19 protein-coding genes are annotated in these 16,329 nt (G+C 53.5%); 18 read left to right on the top strand and 1 reads right to left on the bottom strand.

All coding sequences use genetic code 11. From position 1 onward, the window contains the following. The first annotated feature begins 4 nt into the window (after positions 1 to 4). The gene (locus N7326_RS03340) at positions 5 to 700 is read left to right on the top strand and encodes a DUF3800 domain-containing protein (RefSeq protein ID WP_259077324.1); all 696 of its coding nucleotides are present in this window, start codon (positions 5 to 7) and stop codon (positions 698 to 700) included. Next, complete coding sequence (locus N7326_RS03335; protein ID WP_263088137.1) at positions 697 to 1,221, top strand: hypothetical protein; 525 nt, start codon at positions 697 to 699, stop codon at positions 1,219 to 1,221. The genes N7326_RS03340 and N7326_RS03335 overlap by 4 nt, the downstream gene beginning before the upstream one ends. Before the next feature lie 811 nt (positions 1,222 to 2,032). Here the strand turns inward: N7326_RS03335 and N7326_RS03330 are convergent. Then, on the bottom strand, positions 2,033 to 4,291 hold the full coding sequence (locus N7326_RS03330; protein WP_263088136.1) for an HtaA domain-containing protein: 2,259 nt from the start codon (positions 4,289 to 4,291) through the stop codon (positions 2,033 to 2,035). Between the two features lie 749 nt (positions 4,292 to 5,040). Between N7326_RS03330 and rpsH the strand changes: the two genes are divergently transcribed. The 16 genes from rpsH (at position 5,041) to N7326_RS03250 (ending at position 16,315) form a co-directional block, all read left to right on the top strand. Beyond that, the gene (gene rpsH / locus N7326_RS03325; RefSeq protein ID WP_259077320.1) at positions 5,041 to 5,439 is read left to right on the top strand and encodes a 30S ribosomal protein S8; all 399 of its coding nucleotides are present in this window, start codon (positions 5,041 to 5,043) and stop codon (positions 5,437 to 5,439) included. A gap of 15 nt (positions 5,440 to 5,454) precedes the next feature. Next, positions 5,455 to 5,991 (top strand): 50S ribosomal protein L6, encoded by a 537-nt coding sequence (rplF, locus tag N7326_RS03320; protein ID WP_259077317.1) that lies wholly within the window; start codon positions 5,455 to 5,457, stop codon positions 5,989 to 5,991. 3 nt (positions 5,992 to 5,994) lie between these two features. After that, a complete protein-coding gene (gene rplR, locus N7326_RS03315; RefSeq protein ID WP_259077315.1) occupies positions 5,995 to 6,399 on the top strand; it encodes a 50S ribosomal protein L18 in 405 nt (134 codons plus the stop codon). A gap of 38 nt (positions 6,400 to 6,437) precedes the next feature. Further along, complete coding sequence (rpsE, locus tag N7326_RS03310) at positions 6,438 to 7,055, top strand: 30S ribosomal protein S5 (protein ID WP_259077314.1); 618 nt, start codon at positions 6,438 to 6,440, stop codon at positions 7,053 to 7,055. A 3-nt stretch (positions 7,056 to 7,058) separates the two neighbouring features. Continuing rightward, the gene (rpmD, locus tag N7326_RS03305; RefSeq protein ID WP_259077313.1) at positions 7,059 to 7,244 is read left to right on the top strand and encodes a 50S ribosomal protein L30; all 186 of its coding nucleotides are present in this window, start codon (positions 7,059 to 7,061) and stop codon (positions 7,242 to 7,244) included. 3 nt (positions 7,245 to 7,247) lie between these two features. Next, positions 7,248 to 7,694: a 50S ribosomal protein L15 gene (gene rplO / locus N7326_RS03300; RefSeq protein WP_259077312.1), complete on the top strand. Its 447-nt coding sequence runs from the start codon at positions 7,248 to 7,250 to the stop codon at positions 7,692 to 7,694. 378 nt (positions 7,695 to 8,072) lie between these two features. After that, entirely contained in the window at positions 8,073 to 8,867 is a 795-nt protein-coding gene (locus N7326_RS03295; protein WP_259077311.1) for a formate/nitrite transporter family protein, read from the top strand. A 419-nt stretch (positions 8,868 to 9,286) separates the two neighbouring features. Next, complete coding sequence (gene secY, locus N7326_RS03290) at positions 9,287 to 10,606, top strand: preprotein translocase subunit SecY (protein ID WP_259077310.1); 1,320 nt, start codon at positions 9,287 to 9,289, stop codon at positions 10,604 to 10,606. Next, on the top strand, positions 10,606 to 11,151 hold the full coding sequence (locus tag N7326_RS03285; RefSeq protein ID WP_259077308.1) for an adenylate kinase: 546 nt from the start codon (positions 10,606 to 10,608) through the stop codon (positions 11,149 to 11,151). Before secY ends, N7326_RS03285 begins: the two co-directional genes overlap by 1 nt. Positions 11,152 to 11,416: 265 nt before the next feature. Next, on the top strand, positions 11,417 to 12,211 hold the full coding sequence (map, locus tag N7326_RS03280; protein ID WP_263088134.1) for a type I methionyl aminopeptidase: 795 nt from the start codon (positions 11,417 to 11,419) through the stop codon (positions 12,209 to 12,211). A 161-nt stretch (positions 12,212 to 12,372) separates the two neighbouring features. Continuing rightward, positions 12,373 to 13,029, top strand: coding sequence for a L,D-transpeptidase (locus tag N7326_RS03275; protein ID WP_259077306.1), 657 nt, complete (start codon positions 12,373 to 12,375; stop codon positions 13,027 to 13,029). 267 nt (positions 13,030 to 13,296) lie between these two features. Further along, a complete protein-coding gene (gene infA / locus N7326_RS03270; RefSeq protein WP_005519800.1) occupies positions 13,297 to 13,518 on the top strand; it encodes a translation initiation factor IF-1 in 222 nt (73 codons plus the stop codon). A 250-nt stretch (positions 13,519 to 13,768) separates the two neighbouring features. Then, positions 13,769 to 14,137, top strand: coding sequence for a 30S ribosomal protein S13 (rpsM, locus tag N7326_RS03265; RefSeq protein ID WP_259077305.1), 369 nt, complete (start codon positions 13,769 to 13,771; stop codon positions 14,135 to 14,137). 3 nt (positions 14,138 to 14,140) lie between these two features. Then, entirely contained in the window at positions 14,141 to 14,545 is a 405-nt protein-coding gene (rpsK, locus tag N7326_RS03260; RefSeq protein WP_259077304.1) for a 30S ribosomal protein S11, read from the top strand. A gap of 23 nt (positions 14,546 to 14,568) precedes the next feature. Continuing rightward, the gene (rpsD, locus tag N7326_RS03255) at positions 14,569 to 15,174 is read left to right on the top strand and encodes a 30S ribosomal protein S4 (RefSeq protein WP_259077303.1); all 606 of its coding nucleotides are present in this window, start codon (positions 14,569 to 14,571) and stop codon (positions 15,172 to 15,174) included. A gap of 124 nt (positions 15,175 to 15,298) precedes the next feature. Further along, positions 15,299 to 16,315: a DNA-directed RNA polymerase subunit alpha gene (locus tag N7326_RS03250; protein WP_259158020.1), complete on the top strand. Its 1,017-nt coding sequence runs from the start codon at positions 15,299 to 15,301 to the stop codon at positions 16,313 to 16,315. Positions 16,316 to 16,329 lie beyond the last annotated feature (14 nt).

Here is a 16,329-nt window from a genome sequence, read left to right as displayed (position 1 = left end):
AGTCGTGCCTGCACTAAATATTTACTGCGATGAGAGTACGCACTTACCCAATGATGGTCAGCCGTACATGGTCTTAGGTGCAATAATTTGTCCTGCAGCACGATCGCGCGAGGTGGCAGTAAGACTTCGAGAGATCCGAGCTAAGCACCAGATCCCGGGTACGCTCGAGCTTAAGTGGACGAAGGTTTCCCCATCGAAACTCGGGTTCTACCGCGATATTATTGACTACTTCTTTGATGATGATGACCTGAGCTTTCGAGCCGTTGTGGCGTCCAAGCGCGGTCTCGATCACGCGCGCTTTGGTCAGACGCACGACGATTGGTATTACACCATGATGTTTAATCTCATCCGCAACGCAATCCCCGCCCACGACGAGGCATTCGTCTACTTCGATAAAAAAGATACCAACGGTCAAGACAAAATCGATCGCCTGTCTCAATCACTCATCAACGCGGAGTACGACTTCAGCAGGAGCAATATCCGCCGAATGCAAATTGTGGAATCGTACCAAGTCGGTCTACTACAGCTTGCTGATCTACTAATCGGCGCTATCAATTACGCAAATCGAGGGGATACGGCGAGTGAAGCTAAAATGTATCTGATTGAAAGAATCAGGGAACGCTCAGGGATTAATCTGATTCAGAGCACGCTGCCCTCGGAAACGAAAATGAATATCTATCGGTGGCGAGCTCACAAATGAGTCCGCACCGACCCTTCCATACGGGACCAGCTTTCGATCAACGATCTATGTCCCTCGATGAATATATCGAGAATCTGTACCAAATATTCCTTGCAGATCTAGTTGATCGTCCGCTTCCTTGGAAAAGAGATGGCCTAAGCGTCAGTCTCCGCAGGCACCCCGAAGTTGATGGACGTCATGCAATTTTTTGGCATATTATCTCTGGCGGGTCAGGATCAGAAGCCTCACGAAGAATAGAACCCCATCGCTGCATTCGGATTCGCTGGATCCGACTTCTCGTTGAAATCTTCAATATCGAATTCCCCAAGGAAACAGACATTCGTTGGTGGATTGACCGCAAGAGATCTTCGCAACTGCGCTACGTGATCACCAGGCCAGAGTTTGACTATATCGTTGTGATAGAACAGCGTGAACGATACGCCTTGCTTGTTACTGCATACTATATCGATCACGAGCATCGCCGTCGGAAGCTTAAAAAGGAATGTGATACCTTTTGGCAACAGCAAGAGCCGCCCACATAGTGAACGGCTCCAGATACTCCTTCAACGCATGGTTGATGAGCTAGGGCAATCATAACACCGAATCTAGGTTCAGGGAAGTGCATCACGCACGGACACGTTATACCTACTCCCTAGAATTTTAGGAGGTTATCTAAGCGGCCTCATGGGTTGAGGGTGTACAGGGCTGGGGTCTGTGAGAAACCGAGACCATCATTCAACTTCTGAATGCGAATGCTGAACTATCCAGATTGCTTTCAGGTGGGCTCTCGTCGTAGCACTGTCGCAATGAATCCGTTGAGGCTCAACCCTCACCAGGGAACAGGAACGCACATTGCACGTGGTCTTAACACTGTGCCTGCTCAGCGTGGGTGAAGGATTCAACCAATCTGGGTTCACACCAAGTGACGTGAGTTTAAGTCGCTATGAGATGGAACCCTAGAAGTAGCGGTAAGGTGGCGCTTCCTGCCTGTCCCCTAGGGATCCCCCTTTAACATTCATCGAGTGCATGATTAAGATATGCGAGAACTGCGAGGGGGACGGCCTTCGAACTCTAGCCAGAAGGCTGACTTCAGGCGTGTCAGAAGGCCCCCTAGGTTAGGCGTAGAGATCCTTGGCTAGCGATTGCATGGACCCGGGCCTGTGGAAAACGGCTGTATGAGATTGGTGAAGGTGTGCTGATCGCGCTTCCAGAGCTCATTCTTTGCTTATTCGCCACGGGCCTCCACTCCTTTAGGGGGTTAAGGCCGGTGAGAATGGGTGACCCCACACCAACCCTAGGTTATATGAAAACCAGAGGCCCGTTGGGAGAGAGTTTCAATTTTCCACCAAAAACCTAGAAAAACCTCGCGAGTAATCCTAGGTGCTGCGCCACCCCAATAATTGCCGCGATGATCGCAAGAACGCCAATAACGATTCCAGCGATAGCGCCGCCGCTTAAACCAGACGAATCCTGATCATCTGGATGTGGTAGCGGGGTGGGGTTGTCAGGGATACTCGGCATGTCGGGGAACTGTGGGGTATAGGGGCGGCCAAAAATTTCCTCGTAGGCTTTTTTAGCTTCGTTATAGCTATTGATCGCCAGTTCGAGTCGGGCGGCTACATTTCTAGCCTCTACCTCATTCTTATTTTTCAACGCCTGGATATGGGCCCGCTGCAGATTACGCACCTCTTCTTCCGTGCTCTGCGCGATACGTAGGGAGATGCGTTGCTGCTCTTTGAGCTTATTAAGTGCCTTTTCTTCTGCCGTTTCGGCGCTCAAGGGCTCGCGGGATTCATCGCGCAGGCGAATGAGTTGGTACTTTTCGTCGATACCCTTCCGGTAGGTGGGGATAAAGAAGCTGCCGTCGGAAAGTGCGAGCAGGTTATCTTGGTAGACCTCGAATAATCCGTTGCCATCGCGAATGCTGAAATCTCGCGGGGAGTCACCTTCTTGCTCAAGGCGTTCCAAGGTATCGGGATTGATCCAGACGAGCTTCGAATGAACGCCGTCGACTACAACGAGGTGTCCGTGGCTATCGAAGGTGGCGCCAGAAATTCCGACGACGGAATCTACTGGTTGTGGACTGCGTACTTGGGTGAGCCGGCCCGATTGGTAGCGCAAACTCTCCGCGAGAGAATATTGAGCATCGTCATTCTTATCCCACCGAATGATCCTCTCACCATCAGTGGCGATGCCCTCGAGGACCTGGGTGCCCTGATAGCTCGTGGAAGCAGGGAGATACTCGGCTAGGTGGGCTGGATCATCTGGATTGATATGCACCAGGATATTGCGCAAAGTTCGATCAGAATCTTTCAGCCGAGGGGCAGCCAAGCTGTGGTAGATAAAAGAACCATCGTCCATGCTGAGCAGGCGCGGTGCCGTGAACCCCGCAAAGAAAGTGGGAGCATAGGCCGTGGTCTCATCAGTAACCGCTGCTCCCAGAAGTGTTGAAGTGTTGGGTAGGGTGAGGGGAGCAGAGAGGGTGCCCGTGACAGGATCGACGATATACAGTTCGGCCGTGCGCTCATCTACTGGAATATCAAAAGACTGGGGCTTCTCTGCCACGCTGATTGCTACGATACGCCCAGTCTGGTGGTGGACGGCGAGGGCGAAAATAGGATTGTTGGTGCTACCGAGCCGTTCCTCTTGGCCGAAGCCGGTAGCGGTGACTTTCACTCGGAATAAGTCAGAGCTAAAGCCTTGGCGGTATCCATCGTGGGTATGTGGGTCCCACTTGGTGTAGTAAAAATAGCCATGGTCCGCATCGAATGCATTGACTCCATTGGTAGCAAGAGGGGCAGCAAATTGAGCCCTATCGCCAAGCTGCGGGTCTACTATGTGGAGACCTTCGCCCGTCACCGCCACGAGTGCTTTGTTGCCGTGCTGGTAAAGATTATGGCGGGCGGAATCATAATCTTTCGGCGATATCCACTCACCGCTTTCGGCTCGCAGATTCGACCGATCGCTGGATAGACGCTGACCCTCGCCATGAGTACTGAAGGAAATCGCATCGAGGGAGCCCCCTTCACGGTAGAAATTCGAGAAAGTCTTAACGCCCTCTGCCGTAAGGGAGACGGGAATATCTTCCCAGGAAATAGTTCCCTCAGCCTTGTTGGCTGCGAAGATACCTCCAGCGGTCGCGAGCTTTCCAATGGCTACGGGTTCATTGGGGGAGTAAACCTCATTCTTTAGATACTGGCGTGAAGAGACGGTGGCATAAAGATAAGAGCCTTCCTTATCTATTACAACTTTAGGATCCTTGATTGACAGATCCAGATCGCAGTACACATTGAGGTCGCTACCGTCTTGGCCATTGCAGTATTTCCGGTAAACAACCTCGCCTTCGAATTGAGCTTCTGTATGCTCGCGAGTGGCATCGAAACTATAGTCCTTGAGCGGAAAGGTGAAAGTATAGTTTCCCGGGTCAGGCTGGGTCGCCCCACCGTGGACGAAGGTAGGTCCGTTGGTATAGGAGTTAAAAGACGAGCGGATGCCCCAGCGGAGAGAATCCATGAGAGCGGGTGCCGCCGTGGCAGTGGCTACTGGGAATACTGGCAGCAGACTGCTCAGGCTGATCATGGCCACTAGACGGCTGATACGAAATGCGCTCAAGACATATGTCCTTTCTACTGTTTTAATTCACACCAGTGATATGATCATCGCCTCGCAACTGTTGAGTGCACGTCCTACGTGAACAAGAGCGGCAAAAGCAGAGATACCTTGTGGCAGTTGCAGCCGAGTAGGGCGTGAATATATATCGTGGTTGATGCTCACCATACGCGGGCTGGGATAGGTTTACCTAACTTGAGATGTCAGCGGGGAAGTTGGGAGCAAGAGCGCACACCAGTCACGAGGTGCAAGAGCCGAACAGCCTACCGGTTAAAGCCTTGTATGAAGATTGTCTGCTGAGACAATCGGTGGAATTCCGTATTATTTACGTTTCTTAACCTACGGGCTAAACCAGCCCGTATAGGCGTTCCGCAGAGCCACCGGGGATAAAGGCCGGGGATGAGGGCAGCAGCGGGCGAGACGTTAAGATGTGCGCAGAGGCGTCGATAAGCGAGGGCGATGGGGGCTTGTGCCTCTTGTTGCATGTGGGGGTATAAGCGTGTAGCGTTATCGCTTGGACTTTTATGCACCGAGCAGGTTATTTTCTGGATAATCTGTGTGGTCATCAAAAGCTCCCCAAGACAATTTTTCAACCTACATTGTTGTAGGCCCCCCGCCTTGTGCGACCGCAACCAAAGAGCAGCGAGCTTCCCCACTATTGAGTGAGGGCGGCGAGAGTGGCCAAAAGCGTGCGGTAACGTGATGAAGGTGGCGTGGAACCGCAACGAGAAAGGCTATAAGGGTCTCTATCTATGACCATGACTGATCCTATTGCCGACATGCTGTCGCGCGTGCGTAACGCTAACCACGCACACCACGACACCGTGTCGATGCCTTCCTCCAAGCTCAAGGCAAATATTGCTGAGATCTTGAAGTCAGAAGGCTATATTGCTGATTACACCGTCGACGATGCCAAGGTTGGTAAGACCTTGACTCTCGAACTGAAGTACAGCCAAAGCCGCGAGCGTTCCATTTCTGGACTGCGCCGCGTATCAAAGCCAGGTCTGCGCGTTTACGCAAAGTCCACCAATCTGCCTAAGGTTCTTGGCGGCCTCGGCGTGGCTATCATATCCACGTCCCAGGGTCTGCTGACTGACCGTCAGGCTCACGAGAAGGGTGTAGGCGGAGAAGTTCTCGCCTACGTCTGGTAAGGGAGGAGCGAGAATATGTCACGTGTTGGTAAGGCACCCATCGCTGTTCCTGCCGGCGTCGATGTTAAGATCGACGGCCAGTTTGTAGAGGTTAAGGGCCCTAAGGGCACCTTGTCTCACACCATCGTTGAGCCGATCAAGGCGCAGCTGGAGGATGGCCACATTGTTGTGAGCCGCCCAGATGATAGCCGCAAGAACCGTTCACTTCACGGTCTGTCCCGCTCTTTGGTGAACAACCTCGTGGTTGGCGTCACCGAGGGCTACACCATCAAGATGGAAATCTTCGGTGTGGGCTACCGTGTACAGGCTAAGGGCAAGAACCTTGAGTTCGCTCTCGGCTACTCCCACCCAGTGTTGATCGAAGCACCGGAGGGAATCACTTTCGCCGTTGATGGAAACACTAAGCTGTCCGTCTCCGGTATCGACAAGCAGAAGGTTGGACAGGTCGCCGCCATTATCCGTCGCCTGCGTAAGGATGATCCTTATAAGGGCAAGGGTATTCGTTATGAAGGCGAGCAGATCCGTCGCAAGGTCGGAAAGACGGGTAAGTAAAGCATGAGCACAACCGAAAATAACAACGGAAAGCGTTTGCCGGTAGGTAAGGATATTTCCACCCGCCGTCGCATCGCCCGCGCACGCCGCCACTACCGTATCCGTAAGAACCTGCGTGGCACCGCTGAGGCTCCACGCCTTGTTGTTCACCGCACTTCTCGCCACATGCACGTCCAGGTGATCGATGACCTCAAGGGTCACACCTTGGCAGCCGCTTCCTCCTTGGAGCAAGCAGCCGCAGTTGAGGGCGATAAGAAGGCTAAGGCAGCCAAGGTCGGTCAGCTGATCGCTGAGCGCGCCAAGGCAGCTGGCATTGAAAAGGTCGTCTTCGACCGTGCCGGCTATAAGTACCACGGCCGTGTTGCTGCACTGGCCGACGCAGCTCGTGAAGGTGGTCTGAAGTTCTAATGATCATCTCTAATAACAACAACGGAAGGAACGCCTAAATGTCCGGACGTGAACGGCGTGAAGGCGGACGCTCCGCCGATGAAAATAAGAATGAGCGCCGCGGTGGACGCCGCGACGATCGTCGTAACCAGCAAGATGAGCGCTCGCAATATATTGAGCGCGTAGTTACCATCAACCGCGTGTCCAAGGTTGTCAAGGGTGGTCGTCGCTTCAGCTTCACCGCACTTGTAATCGTGGGCGACGGTAAGGGCATGGTTGGCGTAGGCTACGGCAAGGCCAAGGAAGTCCCAGCAGCCATCCAAAAGGGTGCAGAAGAAGCACGTAAGTCCTTCTTCCGCGTACCTATGGTTGCCGGCACCATCACCCACCCAGTCCAGGGTGAAGCAGCTGCAGGCGTCGTTATGATGCGCCCCGCTGCTCCTGGTACTGGTGTGATCGCTGGTGGCGCTGCTCGCCCAGTGCTTGAGTGCGCGGGCATCCAGGACATTCTCTGCAAGTCCTTAGGCTCCGACAACGCTATCAACGTGGTGCACGCTACCGTTGACGGCTTGAAGCAACTGGTTCGTCCCGAAGAGGTAGCCGCTCGCCGCGGTAAGACCCTCGAAGAGGTCGCACCAGCTCGTATGCTGCGCCAGCGCGCGGGACAGGAGGCTTAAATCATGGCCCTGAAGATTACCCAGAACAAGGGACTGGTGGGTGCCAACCCTAAGCAGCGTAAAAATATCGCCGCTTTGGGCCTCAAGCGCATCGGCCACTCCGTCGTCCGCCCAGACAATGGTGCCGTGCGCGGTATGGTTCAGACCGTACGCCACATGGTCACTGTCGAAGAAGTGGCAGGGGAGTAAACAATGAGCGAAGTAATTAAGCTTCACGACCTGCGCCCATCTAAGGGTGCACATAAGGCAAAGACCCGGCTCGGCCGCGGTGAAGCCTCCAAAGGTAAGACCGCCGGTCGCGGTACCAAAGGTACCAAGGCTCGTAAGCAAGTTTCGGCTGGCTTCGAGGGTGGTCAAATGCCAATCCACATGCGCCTTCCTAAGTTGAAGGGCTTTAAGAACAACAATAAGGTTATCTACCAGGTAGTCAACGTTGCTGATCTGCAGGAGCACTTCCCAGAAGGCGGAGATATTAAGGTCGCCGATTTGGTAGCCGCTGGTCTCGTGCGCGCTAATAAGCCCGTAAAGGTGCTCGGTGAGGGCGAGCTGACCGTCAAGGTCACCATTGAGGCACAGAAATTCTCCAAGTCAGCTGTTGAGAAAATCGAAGCAGCTGGTGGATCTGTCTCCGAAGCATAATAGGGCATAATTTGGCCTTATAGTTTTAACGCTTAAAAGATCACCCCTCTCTCTATCCTGTTGTGGCATAGAGGGAGGGGTTTTCTGTGCCTATAGCTCTCCTTCTTCATCTCCCGTAAGGGCCCACAGCCTATGATTTCTTCAAGTGCACATGCTGCTGAGAGTTTTGGCCTAAGATCCCAGGGCGGGTAAGGCTGACTATATGACTTTTTTCACGGCGGTTCCCTTCTGCCTTTTTGGGCCTGGTGACTTAGAGTTAGGAGCTAGTGTGCGCCGTCAATCGTTCTTAACGTCCGTGCGTTAATTGAGCGACAAGGTCGTACTGACGCTAAAGAAAACACGAATTCGCTGAGTTCGTGGACGTGAAAGGATTACGGGATGACGCTCAATGATGTGATCGACAAATCGGTAGCAAAAAAAGTGCTCCTTCTCAATCACTCACCAGCCCGCTTGGCCGTTCGCGCCATTCTCGCCGGAGTCTATCTCACCCTCGGTACTGCCTTTGCGGCCCATATGGGGGATAAGGTCGAAGCCCTAGCCCCAGGCCTCGGTGGACCAGTCTTTGCCATGCTGTTCTTTGTGGGCCTGGCGGCAATCATTTTATTGGGGGCGGAACTGACGACCTCCAATATGATGTATATGTGTTTTGGGCTCTACCGCCGCGTGATTTCCGCGAAGAACGCCACCATCATTTTGGTCCTCAGCACCGTCTTCAACCTTATCGGGGCCCTCATCGTGGGATTCCTCCTTTCCCGTTCGCATGTATTCGCTCATATGACTGATACCCATCTAGCGGCGGAGATACTCTCCCATAAATTAGATAAAGACCCCGTCGGTTGGATCATCGAAGGCATTGTGGCCAATTTCGTGGTCAATATGGGCATTATTGGCGCATTGCTGCTGAAAGACTATCTTGCTAAATTCTGCATGCTTCTCTTTGTCATCGCCATCTTTGTGGGCCTGGGGACCGAGCACGTTATTGCAAACTTCTCGCTGACGAGTATTGTTGGCTTTGCATCTTCTCCGCTGCCAGAACTATTCACCTCCGCACAGATAGGCCAGAACTGGCTATTTGCCTGGATCGGCAACCTCATCGGCGGTGGTGTTTTCATGGGCCTCGGTTATGCCTGGCTTAATGCGGGCCCCGATGGCTATGTTGACCATATCCAATAAGGATCTACCAAAGGGCAGCGGCGCGACCTCAGTGTGACTGTCGAGACGGGAGTGATCAGTAGTTCTTCCGGTGGCGATCAACGAGGTTTACCCCCTGCCTTTGCTCCCGTTAGGGGGATGAGGGGAGTAGTGTAGTATGCCGCTGGCTTTAGATGGTGGTAGAGTACAAAAGTCAAACATTGTCCATTTTCTTCCGCGCACTTAGTGCACCGACTTTTGAGCGTTTGCCGCTAGGAGAGTCATAAGCTATAAGCGCGGGAGATTAATCAACGAGCACGAAGTATTTAGCGCTGCTATATCGCTTGAAAAGTCTCCACTGATGTTTGATCCATGTACCGCCTCCATCGACGGACTATGGCCAAAAAGAGTGGATGATTTTTTGAGTATATTTAGCGGCGGCGAATACCTGGGAGGCCTGAGTGTCCGCCATTATCCAGGCATTTAAGGATGCGGATCTTCGTAAGAAAATCCTCATCTCACTTGCATTGATTATTCTCTACCGCGTGGGAGCCCAAATTCCATCGCCAGGTGTAGATTACGCCTCAATATCGGGGCGCATTAGGGAATTAACCTCCGACTCATCGAGTGTTTATTCCCTGATTAACCTTTTCTCCGGTGGCGCGCTCCTGCAGCTATCGATCTTCGCCATTGGTGTCATGCCCTATATTACGGCGTCGATTATTGTCCAGCTGCTTACCGTAGTCATTCCACGCTTCGAGGAGCTGAAGAAGGAGGGGCAGTCGGGTCAGGCTAAGATGGACCAATACACCCGTTACCTCACTTTGGCGCTGGCGCTGCTGCAGTCCGCGGGTATTGTCGCACTCGCAGACCGCGAGCAACTCCTAGGCTCAGGTATTCGAGTCCTCCAAGAAGACCGCAATATCTTCACCCTCATCATTTTGGTTACCACAATGTCTGCTGGTGCCATTCTTGTGATGTGGCTTGGCGAGTTGATCACTGAGCGCGGCGTTGGCAACGGCATGTCGCTGCTTATCTTTGCCGGTATTGCCACCCGTCTCCCTTCCGATGGTGCTAATATTCTCGCCAGCTCAGGGCAACTCGTTTTCGGCCTTGTAGTCTTCGCAGTCATCATCTTGGTCGTTGGCGTGGTCTTCGTTGAGCAAGGGCAGCGCCGCATCCCCGTCCAGTACGCCAAGCGTATGGTGGGACGCCGTCAGTATGGTGGCTCGTCCACCTATCTGCCGCTCAAGGTCAACCAGGGTGGCGTGATCCCGGTCATCTTCGCATCGTCGCTGATTTATATGCCCGTGCTCATTACCCAGATCGTGAACTCCAATACCTTTGAGGTTCCCGATAACTGGTGGCAGCGCAATGTCATTCAGTACCTGCAAACGCCATCGTCGTGGCAGTATATCGTACTGTACTTCTCCCTCATTATTTTCTTCAGCTATTTCTATGTCTCGGTTCAGTACGATCCGAACGACCAAGCTGACAATATGAAAAAATACGGCGGCTTTATCCCTGGTATCCGTCCCGGCAAGCCAACTGCAGACTATCTGTCCTATGTGATGAACCGCCTGCTTTTCGTGGGCTCTCTCTACCTTGGCTTCATCGCTGTATTGCCAAACCTCATGCTCGAGTTCGGGGTGAGCTCTCAATCGGGCTCAACACCTTTCGGTGGCACCGCGATCCTCATTATGGTTTCGGTCGCCCTGACAACCGTCAAACAGATTGAATCTCAACTGCTGCAAAGCAATTACGAAGGACTCCTGAAATAATGCGTATTGTTCTCCTCGGCCCTCCTGGGGCAGGCAAGGGCACGCAAGCAGCTATCCTCACCGAAAAGCTGGGTGTGCCGCATATCTCTACTGGTGATCTGTTCCGCGCCAATATCGGCGAAGAAACTCCACTCGGAATAGAAGCAAAGCAGTATATCGATGCTGGCAAATTGGTGCCTACCGATCTCACTGCGCGCATGGTGGAATCTCGCCTGAACGAGAAGGACGCAGCACAGGGCTTCCTCCTCGACGGATTCCCACGCACCGTCGAGCAGGCCGATCTTTTAGATACCATGCTCGAGAAGCAGGGCCATCAGCTTGATGCAGTGGTGCAGTTAGATGTTGCTGAGGATATCGTTGTTGAGCGTATGCTCGCTCGTGGCCGTGCCGACGATAATGAGAAAACAATTCGCACGAGGCTTGGGGTCTACCGCGAGGAAACCGCGCCACTTATTGAGCACTACGGCGAGAAGATCCTCAAAATTAACGCCGAGGGAAGTATCGAAGATATCAGCTCTTCCACGCTTCAGGCCCTCGGTCGCTAAAACAGTGCACACGCGCTAAGAAAAGCTCGCTCCTAAAACGCTTAATCGTCCCCTTTGTACCAGGCCGAAAGCTTTGACCAGCTCAACTAGCCTCTGCTCATGCGAGTGAGGTAAGGAGGAACGGTCTTGCTTTCGGCCTTTATAGCTATGTACATGCCGCGCCGCCTCGGTATAGTCCTGGCGGCCGTACCTGCCACACGGAGCAGGCAATGAGGTATAACTGCCTCAGTCTTTTATCCTTTCGACTATTTTCCAAGGAATACTCATGGCCTTTCGTAAACGCCGCACAATTATCAAACCCAAAACCCCAGCCGAATTAGATGCTATGCAGGCTGCTGGCGAAATCGTGGGGAAGGCGCTGACTGCCGTGCGCGACGCCGCGAGCGTAGGCATGAGTACGCTGGAGCTCGATCGCATCGCCGAAGATATTATCCGCAGCAACGGCGCGATTCCCACTTTCAAGGGTTACGAAGGTTTTCCGGCATCTATTTGCGCATCCGTTAACGAAGAGATCGTGCACGGTATCCCGCATCCGGACGTGCGCTTGGACGAAGGAGATCTCGTCTCCATTGACTGCGGCGCCACACTCGATGGCTGGGTGGGAGACTCCGCTATTAGCTTCGGCATTGGTGAGTTGGCCGCCGATATCCAGGCACTTAATGAGGCCACGGAGTATGTGCTCCACCAGGGTATAGCCATGATGGTGCCGGGTCGTCGCCTCACTGATATTTCACATGCGCTAGAGAAAGCTACGCGGAAGGCCGAGCAGAAGTGGGGTTATTCCTTCGGAATCGTGGCTGACTATGGCGGACACGGAATTGGTCGCACCATGCACGAAGATCCGTGGCTGCCCAACGAAGGCAAGGCGGGGCGAGGCCCAGAGATCGTAGAGGGGTCGGTACTAGCCATTGAGCCAATGTTAACTCTGGGTAGCCCTTATTCAATTGTGCTTGATGACGGTTGGACAGTAGTGAGTGAAGACGACACGTGGGCAGCCCACTGGGAGCATACTGTTGCAGCTACTGCTGCGGGGCCACGCATTCTCACTTCCCGCTATTAAGGCAGATAAGGAATGAGGGTGGGGCGGACCCTCGATTCCCCCGGTTATTATCCAATATTCTAAGTCCCATGATCGCTTCACCAGGGGCGGGGATGGTGGATTCGTCAACTATAGTGTGAGTAGTTTCGCTTTCGCTTTTCCAGACCGTTATAGTGGTAGCTATGATTTCTCAGCACACGAATAAGAAGTCGGCGACGAAACGCCGCGTAGCCTCGGCTGCGGCAGCCTTTACCATGGCTCTTGGCCTCGCCGCCACCCCAGCAGCAGGTGCCCAAGACTTTGTCGGCGGCTCCTCCGATATTCTCGGCAACGTGCGCGAGGGAGCTTGGCAGACTCGCCAAAATATATATCGTCACGCAGATGCCACATTCAATCCCCAGGTTGCTGAAGGTATTAAAAACGCAACCGATGGTGCCGTGAATTTCGTTTTCCCAGGCCTTATCCAAGAGCGCGAGCGCACTTTCGACTATGGCCCCTGCCCCAAAACCGCCCGGGTATGTGTTGATCTCGCCCGTGAGCGCGCATGGCTGCAGGAGGATGGACATGTAAAGGGCGGAAATGTACGCATTTCTGCTGGAGCCCCTGGCTGGGAAACTCAAACTGGCAACCTGCGCGTGACCCGCAAGGTACTAGACGAGGTATCCTATGTCTTCAACAATGCCGCCATGCCTTATGCTATTTACTTCACCCATAACGGCCAAGCCTTCCACGAGGGTGATCCTGATCTTTGGTCGCACGGCTGCATTCACCTCTACCGCGATGACGCCATTGCCTTCTGGAATCACTTACAGGTAGGTGACCCGGTCTTCATTTACTAGGCTGAAAGTAGTGGGGGCTGAACGAATCCCCCCAATGCTCACTGCCAATATCTAGAACGCGGTTATTCTCACGATATGGGGATAGCCGCGTATTCTTTTGGTATCTCTGGATATATTTAGCGGGGTTGTGGTGGTGACACGCCGTTGTCAGTTAGGAAAATATCCAGGGTATGTGTACTATGGGCAGATGGTGCAGATGTGTATTGTCTGTGCTATTCCAGTGGTAATCAAACGAACCGGCCGACAGGCTGGGGAAATGCAGAGGATATGGCTAAAAAGGAAGGCGCTATCGAGGTTGAAGGTCGCATTGTTGAACCTTTGCCTAACGCTATGTTCCGTGTTGAGCTCGATAACGGACACAAGGTTCTTGCTCATATTAGTGGCAAGATGCGCCAGCACTATATTCGTATTCTTCCCGAGGACCGGGTAGTAGTGGAGCTTTCTCCCTATGACCTGACCCGTGGACGTATTGTTTACCGCTATAAATAAACTATTCGCCTTCATGCTTCACTGAATTTTCACGTGTGGCAGGGGCTTTTTGGGCATTATTCCCTAAAGGAATAGCTCCAGGCTCCTTCTAGCGTGAGACTTTCATCCACACCTTTGGCCGCGGTGGCTAAAGCCTTGCACTTTTATTTCAAAGCCCTACTCATCCCGGCTTCCGATCCGGGTGAGGGGGTTAATTGGCAGGGACGAGCATGGAGAAAACCACCGCAAAAACCGGAAAGGTACCGCCACTATGGCACGTCTTGCTGGTGTAGATCTTCCACGCAATAAGCGTATGGAAGTCGCACTTACCTATATTTATGGCATTGGCCCCGCCCGTGCTAAGCAGTTGCTCGAGGAGACCGGCGTCTCCCCGGATCTACGTACCGACAACTTGAGCGATGAGCAGATTGCTGCTCTGCGTGACGTTATCGAGGGAACCTGGAAGGTCGAGGGTGACCTCCGCCGCCAGGTCCAGGCAGATATTCGTCGCAAGATCGAAATTGGTTGCTACCAGGGTCTGCGCCACCGTCGTGGGCTGCCTGTTCGCGGCCAGCGCACCAAGACCAACGCCCGTACGCGCAAGGGTCCGAAGAAGACCATCGCCGGAAAGAAGAAGTAATCCATGCCTCCAAAAGCACGCGCTAATGCACGCCGTTCTGGGCGTCGCGTCGTAAAGAAGAATGTGGCTGCAGGCCACGCTTATATCAAGTCCACCTTCAATAACACCATTGTGTCCATTACGGATCCCTCTGGTGCTGTGATCGCTTGGGCATCCTCTGGCCACGTTGGCTTCAAGGGTTCCCGCAAGTCCACTCCATTTGCCGCTCAGCTCGCTGCTGAGAATGCTGCCCGCAAGGCCATGGAGCACGGCATGAAGAAGGTTGAAGTTTTTGTGAAGGGTCCGGGCTCCGGCCGCGAGACCGCAATTCGTTCCCTCCAGGCTGCTGGCCTGGAAGTTACGTCAATCTCTGATGTCACCCCACAGCCATTCAATGGCTGCCGCCCACCCAAGCGTCGTCGCGTTTAAGGAAAGGAAAAAGGTAACTTACTATGGCACGTTATACCGGCCCAGTAACCCGTAAGTCCCGCCGCCTCCGCGTCGACCTCGTCGGCGGAGACCGCGCATTCGAGCGCCGTCCATATCCTCCAGGACAGGCCGGCCGCAACCGCATCAAGGAGTCGGAGTACTTGCTCCAGCTCCAAGAGAAGCAGAAGGCCAAGTACACCTACGGTGTGCTCGAGAAGCAGTTCCGTCGTTATTATGCCGAGGCTAACCGCCTGCCCGGCAAAACCGGTGAGAACTTGGTTGTTTTGCTCGAGTCCCGTCTCGACAATGTCGTTTACCGTGCAGGTCTAGCGCGCACCCGCCGCCAAGCCCGCCAGCTGGTCTCCCACGGCCACTTCTTGGTCAACGGCAAGAAGGTAAATATTCCTTCCTTCCGCGTCTCCCAGTACGACATCATCGACGTTCGTGAGAAGTCGCAAAAGATGGTGTGGTTCGAAGAGGCTCAGGACTACCTGACCGACGCAATTGTTCCTGCGTGGCTTCAGGTTGTTCCCGCTAACCTGCGTATCCTCGTGCACCAGCTGCCCGAGCGTGCTCAGATCGACGTTCCACTGCAAGAGCAGCTCATCGTCGAGCTTTACTCGAAGTAAAACTTTTATATGCCTGGGCTGAATACAGCTCGGGCGCATACAAGTATCTTCGGATTCACTCAACTTTTTACCCTTTCCGCCCTCGCCGACGTCATATAGTGGGCGTCAAATCTAGGAGAGTTCCATGCTCATTTCTCAGCGTCCAGTCCTCACTGAGGAGAAGATCGATAGCGCTCGATCCCGTTTTACCATCGAGCCACTCGAGCCAGGCTTTGGCTACACGCTTGGTAATTCGCTGCGTCGTACGCTGCTATCATCCATCCCGGGTGCGGCAGTGACCAGCGTCAAGATCGACGGAGTGCTGCACGAGTTCACCACCATCGCTGGTGTTAAGGAAGATGTCACCGATATCTTGCTCAATATCAAGGGATTGGTATTGTCCTCTGACTCCGAGGACCCAGTTGTGATTAACCTCAACGTGGAAGGTCCTGGAGTTGCAACGGCCGGCAGCATTACGCCACCGACCGGCGTGGAAATCCACAACCCGGACCTCCACATCGCAACGCTCAATGAGCAGGGACGACTGAATATCGAGATGGTTGTGGAGCGTGGCCGTGGCTACGTTCCTGCCACCATGTTCGGCTCCAGCAATGAGATTGGCCGGATCCCTGTGGATCAGATCTATTCTCCAGTGCTGAAGGTGAGCTACAAGGTCGAAGCAACGCGTGTCGCGCAGCGTACCGACTATGACAAGCTCATCATCGACGTGGAGACCAAGAACTCTATGACCCCAGGTGACGCTCTCGCTTCGGCAGGCAAGACCTTGGTCGAGCTCTTTGGGCTCGCCCGCGAGCTCAACGATGCAGCAGAGGGTCTGGAAATCGGACCATCGGTTCAAGAAACTGAGCATATTGCGGCTTATAATATGCCTATCGACGATCTTAATTTCTCGGTACGCTCTTATAACTGCCTCAAGCGCCAAGAAATCCACACTGTGGGTGAACTAGCAGAATGCTCGGAATCCGATTTGCTCGATATCCGTAACTTTGGACAAAAGTCCATAAACGAAGTGAAGATCAAGCTCGCTAATCTGGGCTTGACCTTGAAGGATTCACCTGAGGATTTCGACCCATCGCAGCTTGAAGGCTACGACGCCGAAACCGGTGACTATGTTGATTTGGATCCAGAAGAGTCCGAGTAAATAGCCTTTAGTAC

It is taken from the genome of Corynebacterium sp. ES2794-CONJ1 (assembly GCF_025660615.1).
Taxonomy (GTDB): Bacteria; Actinomycetota; Actinomycetes; order Mycobacteriales; family Mycobacteriaceae; genus Corynebacterium.
The sequence above is the reverse complement of the archived record's forward strand: the minus strand, read 5'-3'. Positions and strand labels throughout refer to the sequence as shown.

Bases quoted from the DNA above. Each gene is read 5' to 3' on its own strand.
- N7326_RS03335 (WP_263088137.1), top strand. From the start codon at position 697: ATGAGTCCGCACCGACCCTTCCATACGGGACCAGCTTTCGATCAACGA.
- rpsH (WP_259077320.1), top strand. From the start codon at position 5,041: ATGACCATGACTGATCCTATTGCCGACATGCTGTCGCGCGTGCGTAAC.
- rplF (WP_259077317.1), top strand. From the start codon at position 5,455: ATGTCACGTGTTGGTAAGGCACCCATCGCTGTTCCTGCCGGCGTCGAT.
- rplR (WP_259077315.1), top strand. From the start codon at position 5,995: ATGAGCACAACCGAAAATAACAACGGAAAGCGTTTGCCGGTAGGTAAG.
- rpsE (WP_259077314.1), top strand. From the start codon at position 6,438: ATGTCCGGACGTGAACGGCGTGAAGGCGGACGCTCCGCCGATGAAAAT.
- rpmD (WP_259077313.1), top strand. From the start codon at position 7,059: ATGGCCCTGAAGATTACCCAGAACAAGGGACTGGTGGGTGCCAACCCT.
- rplO (WP_259077312.1), top strand. From the start codon at position 7,248: ATGAGCGAAGTAATTAAGCTTCACGACCTGCGCCCATCTAAGGGTGCA.
- N7326_RS03295 (WP_259077311.1), top strand. From the start codon at position 8,073: ATGACGCTCAATGATGTGATCGACAAATCGGTAGCAAAAAAAGTGCTC.
- N7326_RS03285 (WP_259077308.1), top strand. From the start codon at position 10,606: ATGCGTATTGTTCTCCTCGGCCCTCCTGGGGCAGGCAAGGGCACGCAA.
- map (WP_263088134.1), top strand. From the start codon at position 11,417: ATGGCCTTTCGTAAACGCCGCACAATTATCAAACCCAAAACCCCAGCC.
- N7326_RS03275 (WP_259077306.1), top strand. From the start codon at position 12,373: ATGATTTCTCAGCACACGAATAAGAAGTCGGCGACGAAACGCCGCGTA.
- infA (WP_005519800.1), top strand. From the start codon at position 13,297: ATGGCTAAAAAGGAAGGCGCTATCGAGGTTGAAGGTCGCATTGTTGAA.
- rpsM (WP_259077305.1), top strand. From the start codon at position 13,769: ATGGCACGTCTTGCTGGTGTAGATCTTCCACGCAATAAGCGTATGGAA.
- rpsK (WP_259077304.1), top strand. From the start codon at position 14,141: ATGCCTCCAAAAGCACGCGCTAATGCACGCCGTTCTGGGCGTCGCGTC.
- rpsD (WP_259077303.1), top strand. From the start codon at position 14,569: ATGGCACGTTATACCGGCCCAGTAACCCGTAAGTCCCGCCGCCTCCGC.
- N7326_RS03250 (WP_259158020.1), top strand. From the start codon at position 15,299: ATGCTCATTTCTCAGCGTCCAGTCCTCACTGAGGAGAAGATCGATAGC.